The sequence below is a fragment of the Bacteroides sp. ZJ-18 genome (genome assembly GCF_011038705.2).
Classification (GTDB): Bacteria; Bacteroidota; Bacteroidia; order Bacteroidales; family Bacteroidaceae; genus Bacteroides; species Bacteroides hominis.
Map to the genome: position 1 here is coordinate 2,548,327 of NZ_CP072198.1, position 13,755 is coordinate 2,562,081.

Below are 13,755 nucleotides of genomic sequence, written 5' to 3' on the forward strand. Positions count from 1 at the left end.
ATTATTTAAAAACTATGCTTGAAGGAAACCAATATTTACCTGTATAGTCAATTATTTGCTTTTGTGTTCCGGATTGACCATCAGCTACATAAATATTAGTATTTAAATAATGCGTACCATAGCCATCCTCAGTGTAAATAAGATAGACATCTCCATTTTGAGGATTCACTTGTATTCCTGCACCATATATTGATCTGTCTTTGGAAGGGGCTTTGAAAAATTCTTGAGCAATCTTGCTTTCCGTGTTGTATTTGTATATGTTTTTTCCGTAGTAACTATCGCCATAAGCACCTGGCACGGCAGTAGTATTAACTATATACAATGCATTTTCAGTTGTAGATGCACATAATCCTGTAGGAGTATATGCCCATTGATTATAAAACACATTTATATTATCAGGTAACTCAACAGTGACTTCGTCCAACGTTTTAGGATTGATTTTTATTAACGATTGGCCGTTGGCGGCCCAGATATTTCCATCTTTTGTCTGCGCGAATCCTGTTTTCATTAAAGCGGTTAGTTTTTTTACGAAAGAGAGGTCGGAAGCTTTGTAGATCTTTATTGTATCCATATTATTTACGAATACATAATCGCCTGACTTTAAGATGTCTTTACAACCGTTCCCGTTGGCTGACTCGCTATTGAGTTGTGGGAGCATATTGCCGATAGATAATGGATTTAAATTAATTTTATAGGCACCTCTGCTTGCGGTCAATATACCTGTAGTTTCATTAATCGTGCAGAAACTGCTCGCTTGTCCGTAGTCTAATTGTTCTTCTATTTCTGTACTTAATTGTTTGGTGATATTGAAGTTAGCCAGCTCGATTTGGGTTAGATATGGAGCATCTTTAGCTACGATATACATGTATGAATCTTGAATGACTCCAACAGTTCCTGTTTGGCCAAGTGATTCAACAATGTTAAGGTTCCATTTTCCATCTTTATAATAATTGACAGAAGCTGAATGCCCCATAGATCCTTCGTTAATCACATAGAAACCACCGTAATATGCGAAAACATCTACTGTTATCTGGGCTTTATCCGTGTTCCCTTTAGAGTCTTGTGCTTCGAAAATGATCTCGTGTTTTCCTCCAACCGAAGTGCTGAAAGTGTAGTTAACCTCATTGGATACCTCTTTACCATCTACTTTCCAAGAATAGATTTTAGGGTTAATTAGGTTTAGGGTAGGCTTTAAAGTTAAATCTTCACCTTTAGCAATGATAGTGTCATTGGGAAGACTCAGATTTTCGAAATTCGTAGGATAATAATATTTATCATCATCGTCATTACATGAAGAGATGATTATTGGTAAAGCACAAAGTGCAATAAAGCACATTTTAGTAATTAAAGCATTTACTTTTTTCATGTTACAAAAATTAAATATATAAATAAGTGAGATAATTATTTCTTGTAGTGTAAATCTTCCACCGCCTGTATCTCCGTAGAGGCTTCACCCAGCCAGCCGCAGTTCTGGTTGACGGCTGTATAAATCTTCACGAAGTCGATACCGTCCAGATGAACCGGCTTGCCGTCTTTATCTACCGCCCAGTCTATCTTGAATTGAGAATACTCCGTATTGTTCGGGTGGTTGTCGGCATATCCCCAGGCATAACAGTAGCCTACCCAATGCTCGGGCATGCCCGGACGCGGCTCGTTGATGGAGTTGTCCGCCAGGCGACTTCCCCGGAATGTGATTTGGTCCGGCATCCATGCCGGATAATAAGAACCCTGGGTGTGATACGTGTTCCGGTAGATATATCCCTCTTTGCCTTGATTGTCTTTCCACTTCACATCCCCGTCTGCCGGAGTGGGACGGTAGTAAGTAATTTCGTAGTTGCGGATGGTGGCAGGCGAGTTATATTCGCTTCCAGCCAATTCGTACCACTCATCATCCGGCTGTCCGTTGCCATTCGTGTCTTTGGATACGAGTACGATTCCCGGTTCGGAGTTTCCTCCGGGTTTATCCAGCAGCGTGCCATACATATCATAATAGGCGTTGCCGTATATCTTGAAGTCATATTCACCGGGGACGTTGGGGATGGTATGGTCGAATCCCACGGTAATGTTGCCCCCGAATCCTCCGAGAGTGAAGAGGCAGGTGGTGCGGTCCTGCAGCAGTTCGGTGGCGCGTGCCAATACTTGAACGTCGGTGAATCCCTCTTCGTAAGCTGTATAAGAGGTATTCATATATTGTGATGGCGCCGGATTATACTCCAATACTTTATTGGCGAAGGCACCTGCTTCCGGGTCTGCGGGATTTTCGTCGGGATTGCCTTGCGAGGCTTTGTTCCGGAACAGGACGGTATTGGAGTTGATTCCCACATTGGGCAGCTTAAATATAAGTTGTCCCTGCGGGCTGAAGCAGAGCACATCACCTTTCACCTTGTAGTCGTAAGCGTCGGTGATGTAGATGTTTCCGCTGTAAGGGTTGACACTGATGCTGTAAGGAGTACGTATCGTGGTGCCGTCCGTGATGAAGTTTTCCCGTTCCGTCTTTCCGGTTTTCAGGTTGAACACTTTTATTTGCGAGTCCTGAGTCCGGTAATCATAATTGTATAAATAGGCCATGTTGTCGTGGATGGTGAAACTCAACACCTTTTCGTCGAAGGTCCGTACCACTTGATCGGTATGACCGTCTATTTGCACGAAGTGATAGTCCCCCGCTTCGATATTCTCGCCGTGCGTGGCTACATAGATGTTTCCGTCCGGTCCGGCCTGTATCTTTCCCGGATTAGGACCTACTTCTATCTTCTTGATTTCGGTAAAAGAAGGGATGTCGATCACAGAGACCGTACGGTCTACCCCGATGCCTTCCCAGTCCAGCCCTCCGGAGTTGGAGACATACAACTTCCCGTTCTGCACACAAATGCCGTCGGGATTCCTGCCTGCCCGGGTCAGTGCATCGATAGAGAGGGAAGCGGTATCTATCCGCGCAACGGTTCCGTCAAAGGAGCATACGTATGCTTTTCCTCCCTCGAAGGCGATGTTGCGGGGTTGCCGCGAACTGCCGTTCTCCGATAACATCGGTATCTGTTTGACAGACTTTCCGCTTTGCAAGTCGACTACTTCTATCTGGCTCGATACATTGACTACGATATAGAGTTTGCTGCCATAGATGGCCATATCGTTGGCTGTATCTCCCAGTCCGCGCCGGTTGATGCTGCGGAAGTAGTCGGTATTCAGCTGATTGTTCTTGAAGGAATACAAAGCGAGCGAACTGTTGTTCAGGTTGAAGAGCCCTTCGCTGAGAATGTAGAGTTCGGCTGTTCCGGTTTCGACAGGCATACCGTCGCCACCGCCCGAAGGAGTATCCGTGTCTTCCAAGTCATCGCACGAGGCGAAGAGAAGCAGGAAGAGGAGGAAAAAGAAGGACACGCCTCCCATACCTCTCCGAAAGAGGGAGGAGGAATTGCTTCTGCCGTTATTGAATGAAATTGTTTTCATATTGCTGTTTCTTTTGATAATTACTGATTCAATGTCTGAAGTATCTTTAGTATCTTACTTTCATCGTCACTCTCACTGAGCGTCCCGGCATGGGGAAGTTTTTTACTATCTCGTAATTCTTGTCCAGTAGGTTCAGCACTTCCACTGTCAGGGATGTGTTTACATTACGGATGCGCTGATCGCGGCTGACGGATATACTATGGTCGCTGTAACTGTCCAGCCGGTTTTCGCGGAGGTTCTGCCCCAGCATATAGCGCTTGCCCGAAAAGAGGAACGAGTAGGAGAGGTTCACCCACGGAGTCTCGATACCGGCTTGTCCCGATCCGGATACGCGGGGTGTATAAGCGATTTGTTGCTTGTAGGTTTTTCCTCCCGGTTCGGTCATATCCAATGCGCGCTGGTAAGTGTAGTTCCCCGAAAGGTTCACCCGTAGTTTCTCCCAGGGTTGCAGACTGATGTTTCCGGCAACGTCGATTCCTTTGATGTCCACTTTGCCGAGGTTCACCATGCTCCATATAAAGAGGTTCTTGGTGGGTATGGCTATGATTTTGTCTTTCACCTTATTATAATAAGCATCTGCCGTGACGGATACATAGGGAATCAGTTCACAGATCGACCGGCTGTATGTCAGTCCTAAGTTGTATTGCGTCGTGCTTTCCGGTTTCAGGTTCGTGTTGCCCACCTGTCCGTAGTACAGGTCGTTGAAGCTGGGCAACCGGAAGATGTCTTTATAGAACAGGCGGATGCGGAACTCTTCGCCGGCAAAGGGCTTGAACGACGCGCTGACGTACGGAGAGAGTTTCCGTCGGTTGGCTGCGGCGCTGCCTTGGCGCACCTCCTCGTTGATGACCGTTGCCAGTACCGAGGCCGAAGCGGTCAACCAGTCGTTGACGTATTTTCCGGCAAAGGCCGTCAACCACGAATAGCGGGTAGGATACGCGAAATCTTTCAGGTTCGCGTTCAGCCGGTTGATGCTCCCGTCCGTCGAGAGTGAAAATGAGAGGTTGCTGAGCACCCGGTAGAGCGCCGAAGCCGAGAGGTAATACTCTTGTTGATAATAACTGTTTTCCGTTTTGCCTTCCGAACCTTTATAATCAGGATCGAGGTAACGTTGATAGCTCCAGTTCCACTTAGCCGAAGTCTGGAAAACCCATTGGCGGTTGAACTCCTTCTTATATTGGCTTTGCACGAAGACATTCTTGTCCCAGAGGTGCTGTGAAGAGTAGTCGTAATAATAAGTGGTGGCATTGGGCAGTCCGCGGGACGACTGATAATAGTAGGCTTTCAGCCGCCATTGTTCCGTATCCGAAAAGTTGCCGAACAATCCCGCTTCGGCACGGAGGTTTTTCACTTCCGTGTTTTTCCGTTTCTCGCGCGAGCTCAGGTCATTGTTTTCGCCATAATGCAATGTGAAAGGGTAGTGCCCGTCAGCCGACATCCACTCGCCGTTGGCGGAGAGTACCCATTTCCGGTTCAGTTTCTGTTCGATCAGGAGAGACGGATTGACCAGTCCCCACGAACCCGTTTTGAACGAGGCGCTCAGGTTGGTACGCCGGTTGTCTTTGAATTGCGGTGTCAGCGTCTGTATGTTCAGTATCCCGGCGGAAGCGAAAAACCTTGCGGGCTGAAAGATATTATCACTCTGTCCGTTGCTGAGCGAGAGACGGTCTACATTGTCCAGTGAGAAGCGTCCGATGTCGATCTGCCCCGTCTGGCAGTCACTGATTGTTATTCCGTCATATCCCACGGCGGTATGCTCGGCTCCGAGGCTTCGCAATGAAACGGTTTTCAGTCCGCCAATGCCGCCGTAGTCTTTCACCGTAACTCCGGCAAAGTGCTTCACGGCATCCGATACTTGCAATACGTTGAGGCTTTTGAGTTCTTCTTTAGAGAACACTTGGGTGGGAGCCATCGCTCTTACTTCGCGGGTGTGGTAAGCTTCGGCAACGGTTACTTCGGGGATTGAATAAATACGGGCGGTATCTACTTTCTGCTGTTGGGCGAAAAGTGAAACGGTAAGCCCCTGGCAGCAACAGAAAGCAACACAGGCGTGTAGTAGCTTAGGCAATCTAAATATATTCATCTTCGTTTTTTTACTGTTAAAATGTCCGGACGAAGTCACTTCGGCCGGACATACTAAATAAACTTGGCAGAGTTTATTATCATAACTTACTTTCTCTGAATCAGAGTGATGAATGAAATGACGGATGGAATAATTCCGGCTCATTAGACTCAACGCTTTTTCCTCGAAAGCAATGAAATAGATGCACAGGCAGGTCTTCTGACTCGTTTCTGTTGATAAGCGCCTTCCCAGGAAAACGTTTCCCAGTGGCAAGTGGTGGTTGCTTACAACAATCTGATGTGAAACTTACAGCAGCGGGACTGTTCAGGATTTGCACCTGATTCCCTTTTAATTGTATCCCCGGTACACGGAGAATACAAACCAATGCACTGCAAAGATAAAAAGAATATTAGAAATAGCATAATAATTTGTGATTATTCGTTATGCATTGCGGAACGGACGGAGCAACATCGGACAGGTCGTCCGGATAACGTCAGACGGCACATCGGAATGACTTAGATAGGCGATGCCATTTATCTTGATTCCGGAGGGTTATGATGGCAGAATGATGGTTAATCAGCCTTTTGACTGACACACTCTTTCTTTAAAACGGATGAACCGGAGGGAAAACAAGGGGAAAGCCGGTCTTTTCTGTTCCGAAAGCCGGGCTTTGGGTGGATTAGAGCCGGGGTTTTGCGGAAAAGCAGTAAGCATTCACTCCAAAAGACGGTTACATTTGCCCCGAAAGAAGTAAGCATTTTCCGAAAATGCTTACTTCTTTTTCAAATATCTCTATATGTTATGCTCCATTACATATGTTGTTATGAAAACCGGGGCTTATAGCTCCGGATTTTGCTCCGGTTGCTCACCCGATATGATCGTTCCGGAAGTGTCGGAAAGAGATGGTTTCAAGGTTAAAACCTGCTTTATGGGCGGAACACTTTCCGGTCTCTTTCTTTCGGTAAACAAAAGTAGGAAATTACGGGCAAAGAGATAATCGGTAAATCGAATTGGAGACGTTTTTGAGAGGCGTATCGTGCGTCGGGCCGAAAGAATGGAAAATAGAGAGGTCGGATTATCATTCTGTCAAAATGATAATCCGACCTTCTTCGCATCTTTGGGGCAAATGCTCCGTTCCGGTATGTTTTTCTTAACCGCGCTCTGCCAGATATTGCTCTACCTTTTGCAGGGTGGCGTCTTTCAACAATACGGTTTTGTTCTTGTCCAGTAAGTAGAGGGTGGGAATAGCCCTCAGGTCATACAGGTTTTTGTTTTTGATGACCAGCTCCTTATCGTATCCGTTGGTCCATTCTTTCGCGAAATCGCTCCGGTGCTTTTTCCATTCATCCAGTTCTTCATCCGGATAGAGAGACAGCACCTTCAGCTTCTTGTCGGCTATGAACCCGTTGATGACCGGAGAACTCTTTAGCCCTTCTATCATCTCAGAGCAAGCGTGGCAGCCGGGATTGTTGATAAACAGTAACGTGTATTCCGCCGGGAACTGATAAAGCGTACCCTTTGCACCCGAATCCAGTGTATAGGTGAAGTTGAGGGCTTTTGTGCCCAACCGGTTCTTTTGTGCCAGTTCCAGCCGCGCCTGCGGACGTATCTTTTCCGTTTCATTCAGCATGGGGGAGGCTGTCAGAGCTTCCAGCACGGGGATGTAAAGCTCCTCGTTACGCATAGGCGAGTTAGGGTCGTAGAGGTATTTATCGGCCAGTTCCGCAAAGAAGTCCAGCATCTTTTTGTTTTTCCCGGCCCGGCCGATCGTCTCTTTTATGGCAGTTTGCGCGTCGGACAAGGGCACATGTTCCAACAAATCGCAATAATCCACCCAAGCCTGTTCGGCAACGTCGATCTGACTGACGTAGGTGGTGTCTGTAAAGTCAAAGCGATCCCAATAGTGCTTTACCATATAATCTGCCCGTTGCGACACCGTGTTCAGCACTACGGGTATGTCGGGTAAATTGAAAACTTTAACCGTATCTTGCTTTCCGTTCTGCTCCTGGCTGGCCGCGGGGCCGCTTTTACAGGCAGTAAGCACCAATAACAGTATAAATGAAAGGTATTTTACATTGCTTATCATAATCTTTTGTTTTGATATGGGACAAAGATAGTATTTTTATTCTATATTTGTACTCAGTGATGAAAACGTTATACACACAACAAACAAGTCAGACATGAAGAATAAAAAAGGACAACCAACTACAGAGGCAATCTTTAAAGGAATACAGTCAGGAGAAGTATTTGATCTTTTTGACAAACTGCAATATCAGATCGTAATTCATGGTGAATTGACCTATAGCGATCCCTGGGGGGAGGTGCATTTGTTCAAAGAACAGTTTGAAAGTGCGAAGCATGATTCGGATTCACCAACAGCGATAGGGTGCTATCCGTTTGCCGATGTATGGATACGGTTTTATGAAGAAGAAGTGCGTGATTACTCACTTCTGTTGGAAATGTGCCTTATGGCGTCACATTCGAGGACTTGTGTCTGGCGCAAAGGTTTCGGTACGTTACTTGATAAATTATACGGAGAAATCCCTCTGGCGCCATACGAACAGGCATTGGAGCGCCTTGAACATCCCTATGCACTGAGTGAGATTCTCTGGGCATTGGAGTGGGATTACCGCGACCAGGAGGTGTATCTGAAGTATTCACACTACGTCCTGCTTCATTTGCTTCCGATGCTTACTCCCCAGAATATCACCTTTCTGTACAGCGTCCGCGAATGGTATGGTTCCTCTCACGATTATCGTGTCGTACTGGTTCATTGCTATTGGATAGATTGCTGGCTGAAACATCCGAAACGTTTGCTGACGGATAATGAGTTTATAACCGATTTCAAGATCCGCTACGAGTTGTACCGCTTGTGTAATTTCCTTTCTTATAAGGTAGAGCCTTATCCAGTTGAGTTTCCCATTCGTGCCGTCGATTTCGGCAGGGCCTACCAGATGGGACTTCTGTCCGAAGATGCCTTGATCACCGAACTGATGGATCGCCCGCTTTCGCCTACGCTGATAGAGGAGGCTGCGGGCTTTTTTTATCAGAAAAAGGGAAAGGACGGACGGATATATACCGACTGCCGGGATTATGATTTCAGCGGATTTAAGAAAGTGCTGGAAAAGGTGACCGTACGCATTCTGGACATCGAACTGGAACGGGGGAAAGCCCGTACCGATGTTACTTCGCTGGCCCAGAAACTGGATGGGGTGTTCGGTGCCGAAGTGATGATCCGCCTGCTGAGCCTGATGGGGAAGGAGAAGTTCATACGACTGGACAAGTGGTACTATGATACCAGCGAAAGCCGTATCGGCATGTTCTGCAACCTGATGCTTCATTGTGCCCCTCTGCCTACGGACACACCGGAATGGTTGAAGATGCTTGCCGAACGTGCCGGCATTACTCCGAAGCGCATGGTTGAGATGGCTGTATATTCCCCCCGTTGGCTCAGGATGACGGAAGGGGCTATCGGTTGGGAAGGGCTGACCGCTGCGGCCGACTTCTTCTATGCTTATACCAGGGAGTACCATCGGGATATGGAAGAGTCGAGATTTACGCCTTACACCACCCTTTCGGCCTTGGAGATTTCTATGGGTGTGCTGGATACGGCATGGTTCTGGTCGGTATACAATACGCTGGGGCGCGAACGTTACGAAAAGGTTTTTGCGGCATCCAAGGCCATTACGGATTCGGCCGGGGTATATAGCAGACTTCGGAAATACACCGATGCGCTTGTCGGGAAGTATACGGTAGAGCAATTGGAAGGCTTGGTGATGGATAACCGGAACAAAGATTGGGTGCGTGCCTATCCGCTTGCCCCGTTTACGGGAAAAGCCCGGAAGAAGGAGGTGACTGAACGGCTCCGCTTCCTCAAGGCTTTCTGGATAAGTAGTGATTCTCTGTCCGGACGCCATTCCACCGAAAAAGAGGCTGTGCAGGTAGCTATAGACAACTTGTCCGGAAACTCCGGATTGGAGAATCTGGACACTAAATGGTTTAAAGACAGAGTGTGGTGACAGGATTTACTTTTCTTTAGCCAAAGTAAATACAAACTCCAGTCCGCCGCCTTGGCTGTTTTTGGCCGAAATGCTTCCACCGTGGATGATGACCGCATTCTTGACAATGGCCAGGCCAAGCCCTGTACCTCCCAACTTGCGTGAGCGTCCTTTGTCCACCCGGTAGAAGCGTTCGAAAAGACGGTTCAGATGTTCGGGCGATACGCCTATGCCTGTGTCGGCAAAGCTGAAGTAGTAGAAGTTCTCGTCTTCGCGGAAACAATTGATGTGGATGTGGATATTGTTTCCGGCATAAGCGATGGCATTGTCCATCAGGTTGCGGAAGATGGAGTAGAGCAATGAGTAGTTGCCCCGCATCTGAATCTCCTTTTTCAGTGAGTTGACAACCGTGATATGCTTCTCTTCCAGCTCCAATGACACTTCGTTCACGATGTTGGTCACCAGTACGCTGATGTCCACCTTTTCCATGTCGATCATGTTGGCGGCTTCGTCCATGCGGGTCAGCACGGAGATGTCGCGCAGCAACCGGCTCAGGCGGTTACTTTGTGCATAGCAGCGCTCAAGGAAGACGTTGATCTTTTCCCTTGGGATATTTTCGTTGTTGACGATGGTTTCCAGATAACCCTGGATGCTGCTGACCGGGGTCTTCAGCTCGTGGGCGATGTTTTGTGTCAGTTGCCGTTTCAGACGGATTTGCTCCTCTTCCTGAGTGACATCGTTGATACTGATTTCAAAACTCATATCCTGGAAGATGATGCACTCCACAATGAAGGTCTTTCCGTTCTTGTTGATCGTGATGGACATCCGTTTCTCTTCTTTGCCGACGGGGCGTTTGGGAGCTTTGTTGATGAAGTCCGTTATCTCTTTCAGTTCGCTGATGTTGAATACCTCTTCTGCCGTTTCAAGGTTTGAGTCCGATATCAGGTTGCTGTATTGCGTAAACAGGTTGTTTACCAGAATCTCTTTCTTGTCTTTGCTGAATACCCCCAGTCCCTCGTGCGAAATCTGGAGGTGTGTGATCAGCTTCTCTCTTTCTATGTAGAGTGCTTCCTTCGTTTCGTGGAGGCGTTTGTATATCTGGATGATATGTTGCGAGATCTCTCCCAGTTCGTTGTGGGGGAAGGCGGACTGCATCGCCATTTCGATAGGCTCGTTACGGTCGGCGCGCATGGCGAACTCCCGGAGTTGATTGATGGAAGTACCCAGTTTGTTGGTGAACTTATAGAAGATGACCATTAGCAACAGAGTGACGATAGCGGTGAACCAGATGTAGTGTGGGTCTGCCTTCAGGTTATTGATCAGGCTGACGCTGTAGGGCAGAGCCGAGCGGATGATATAATCTTTATATAAGGTAGCGGAGTAGAAATAGGGGACTCCGGTGGTTTCGGAGGTGCGGCGAACATCGAAACCGATGCCGTTATGCAAGGCTTTCTGTATCTCTTCGCGTCCGATGTGGTTGCCTAACTGTCCCGTGTTCTGCTCCTGGCTATCGAAAAGAACTTTTCCTTCAAGATTGACTACGGTGATGCGTAAGTCTTTCAGTACGTTATGACGCAGGTAATCGGTGATTATTGGAGTCATATCCTGAGGGTGGTCGTATAGCTTTTCGTACAGCAGGTTGTTGCAGTCCTGCAATTGTATGTTCAGTAACTCTACTTTATACTCTTTCTCCCGTTGATACTGATAGGCCATGAAGCAAGCCGCGAAGACCAGAAACAGGGAGATGACCGAAAGAAATAACTTCCGGCTGAAAGAGAGAAAATGCTTTTGGGTGACAGGTAGGTTCATACAAATTTGGTTTTTAAGTTGGATTCACCACAGAGTAACACAGAGGACACGGAATTTTTTTTTAGACATAAGGACAAAAGAACAGATGATTCTTTATTCATTTGTTTTTGAGTTTTATTCACCACGGAGGACACAGAGGACACAGAGAATATCTTTCTCTTAAACATCTTAATAAACAAGAGATTAAAACTCTGTGTCCTCCGTGTACTCTGTGGTGAATCGTATTCATTTCTATTCCGTTTCGAAACAATAACCGTATCCCAACCGGGTGACGATACGTTTACCATAAATGCCGATCTTTTTTCTCAGTCGGGTGATGTTGACGTCGATAGTGCGGTCCAGTACGTAGACTTCGTCGCTCCAGATACGGCTCAGGATGTCTTCGCGCGAGAAAACACGTCCTTTGTTCTGTAGCAGCAGGAAGAGGATTTCGAATTCCTTTTTGGTCAGCGGCACTTCTTCACCATCGATGCTTACTTTCTTTTTAGTGATATCGATTACCAGTGACTGATAACTGAGCTGTTCCGGTACCTTTTCCATATCCGAAGTGGCGGTACGACGTAACACGGCTTTCACGCGGGCAATGACCTCACGCAGTGAGAAAGGTTTCGATATATAGTCGTCTGCCCCCAGATTGAATCCCGTGACGGTATCGTTTTCCGTATCTTTGGCAGTAATGAATATGATGGGAACCTGAGCTGTCTTTTTATCTTTCTTCAGGATATTGGCCATCTTGAATCCGGAGATTTCTCCCATCATCACGTCCAATAGCAGCAGGTGATAACTGCTGATATTCATTTTCAGAGCTTCTTCGGCAGAATTGGCTGTATCTACTTCATACCCTTCGTTCTCAAGATTGAACTTCAGAATCTCACAGAGGTCTTCTTCGTCGTCGACCACTAAAATACGGTAATCGTTCATTGTATTCTTTGTTAATGTAATGCTACAAAGTTAAACTTTATTCCTTTTTCTTTTGCAAAGATGGAGGCTTTTTGTTACGAGGGGGTGAAACACGTATTACGATTTGATTACATTTTATCCCGTCTGAGAGCCTCTATAGGCTGATGCGGTTGGTTTTAAACCCGACAGTGCCTACCTTTTAAACCAAAGTTCTCTTGGTTTTAAACTAACGGCATCTTGGTTTTAAACCAACAATCCGCAGGTTCGGAGATACTTTATCAACAAAAAAGTCGTATCTTTGTTATGTCAATAAATTGAAATGCCACAATGATTAAGATAGATTTCAGGCAACGCAAACGTGAAGTGCTTTGGACGGTTGTCGCTTTGTTCTTTATAGCAATAGGCGTGTCCGTGTTTAAGTTCTCTTCTGCTACTTCCGGTTTTGAGATAACCGATGAACTGGGAGGGAACATTTTTCCTTCGGCCATCCTTTCGGTGGCAACGACTGATGCCCAGGTCATTCAGCCGGGTGACTCCGTATACTTGGGCAATCCCAAATCATGCATTGCCATCAAGGTGAAGTCCCGTTCCGCCTATAGCCGTGTGCGGATTGACGTAGCCGAAACCCCTTTCTTTTCCCGTTCCGTGTCGGAGTTTGTACTCAACAAGCCCCGTACCGAGTATACGATTTATCCCGATATCATCTGGAACTATGAAGCGCTAAAGAATAACAACCAGGCAGAACCCATTAGCGTAGCCGTTACGGTAGAGATGAATGGGGAAGATCTGGGACAGCGAGTGCGTACCTTCTCTGTACGCAGTGTCAACGAGTGCCTGCTGGGGTATGTGACGAATGGTACGAAATTCCATGATACGGGTATTTTCTTTGCCGCTTATGTCAACGAAGAAAATCCGATGATCGACCAGCTGCTGCGCGAAGCATTGAATACCCGTATCGTCAACCGCTTTCTGGGCTATCAGAATCCGGCTCCCGGAGCTGTGGATAAGCAGGTATATGCGTTATGGAACGTTTTGCAGAAACGTAAATTCCGCTATAGTTCGGTGTCGAACACCAGCCTTTCCAGCAATGTGGTCTATTCGCAGCGTGTGCGTACATTTGATGATGCACTGGAGTCGTCACAGATCAACTGTGTGGATGGCAGTGTCTTGTTTGCCTCTTTGCTCCGTGCTATTAATATCGAACCGATTCTGGTGCGTACTCCCGGCCATATGTTCGTGGGATATTATACCGACAATTCGCATAAGGATATGAATTTCCTGGAAACAACCATGATAGGCGATGTCGATCTGGACGACTTCTTCCCGGACGAGCAGTTAGATTCCACCATGGTAGGCAAATCACAGAATCAGATGTCCCTGCTCACTTTCGAGAAGTCGAAGCAATATGCCAATAAGAAGTATAAAGAGAATGAAAAGGGTATCCATTCCGGTAAACTGAACTATATGTTCCTTGAAATATCGAAAGATGTACGCAGGAGAATACAGCCGATAGGGAAGTGAATCACTATTCCCGTTGTCTGG

General features: G+C 46.8%; 8 protein-coding genes and 1 riboswitch. Of the genes, 2 read left to right on the forward strand and 6 right to left on the reverse strand.

All coding sequences use genetic code 11. The features are described from left to right. Position 1: 1 nt before the first annotated feature. The 4 genes from G7Y45_RS10155 to G7Y45_RS10170 all read right to left on the reverse strand — a co-directional run bounded on the left by G7Y45_RS10155 (position 2) and on the right by G7Y45_RS10170 (position 7,592). Positions 2–1,366: a DUF5074 domain-containing protein gene (locus G7Y45_RS10155; RefSeq protein WP_032540010.1), complete on the reverse strand. Its 1,365-nt coding sequence runs from the start codon at positions 1,364–1,366 to the stop codon at positions 2–4. A gap of 35 nt (positions 1,367–1,401) precedes the next feature. Continuing rightward, entirely contained in the window at positions 1,402–3,444 is a 2,043-nt protein-coding gene (locus G7Y45_RS10160; protein ID WP_165015322.1) for a DUF5074 domain-containing protein, read from the reverse strand. A 46-nt stretch (positions 3,445–3,490) separates the two neighbouring features. Further along, complete coding sequence (locus G7Y45_RS10165; protein WP_165015325.1) at positions 3,491–5,527, reverse strand: TonB-dependent siderophore receptor; 2,037 nt, start codon at positions 5,525–5,527, stop codon at positions 3,491–3,493. A 170-nt stretch (positions 5,528–5,697) separates the two neighbouring features. Further along, positions 5,698–5,907, reverse strand: a riboswitch (cobalamin riboswitch). Positions 5,908–6,656: 749 nt separating this feature from the next. Further along, positions 6,657–7,592 carry a DUF5106 domain-containing protein gene (locus tag G7Y45_RS10170; RefSeq protein ID WP_022013024.1) on the reverse strand — a complete coding sequence of 312 codons (936 nt, stop codon included), beginning with the start codon at positions 7,590–7,592 and terminating at the stop codon, positions 6,657–6,659. 94 nt (positions 7,593–7,686) lie between these two features. Between G7Y45_RS10170 and G7Y45_RS10175 the strand changes: the two genes are divergently transcribed. Further along, complete coding sequence (locus G7Y45_RS10175; RefSeq protein WP_165015331.1) at positions 7,687–9,525, forward strand: DUF5724 domain-containing protein; 1,839 nt, start codon at positions 7,687–7,689, stop codon at positions 9,523–9,525. Between the two features lie 6 nt (positions 9,526–9,531). On the opposite strand, the gene G7Y45_RS10180 is transcribed toward G7Y45_RS10175, so the two are convergent. Both G7Y45_RS10180 and G7Y45_RS10185 read right to left on the reverse strand, forming a co-directional pair. Then, positions 9,532–11,313 (reverse strand): cell wall metabolism sensor histidine kinase WalK, encoded by a 1,782-nt coding sequence (locus G7Y45_RS10180; RefSeq protein ID WP_005776358.1) that lies wholly within the window; start codon positions 11,311–11,313, stop codon positions 9,532–9,534. A 231-nt stretch (positions 11,314–11,544) separates the two neighbouring features. Further along, positions 11,545–12,234 carry a response regulator transcription factor gene (locus tag G7Y45_RS10185; RefSeq protein WP_005776359.1) on the reverse strand — a complete coding sequence of 230 codons (690 nt, stop codon included), beginning with the start codon at positions 12,232–12,234 and terminating at the stop codon, positions 11,545–11,547. A 306-nt stretch (positions 12,235–12,540) separates the two neighbouring features. Here G7Y45_RS10185 and G7Y45_RS10190 point away from each other — a divergent pair, with 306 nt between their 5' ends. After that, positions 12,541–13,734, forward strand: a complete 1,194-nt coding sequence (locus G7Y45_RS10190; protein WP_005809303.1) for a hypothetical protein — start codon at positions 12,541–12,543, stop codon at positions 13,732–13,734. The last annotated feature ends 21 nt before the right edge of the window (positions 13,735–13,755 follow it).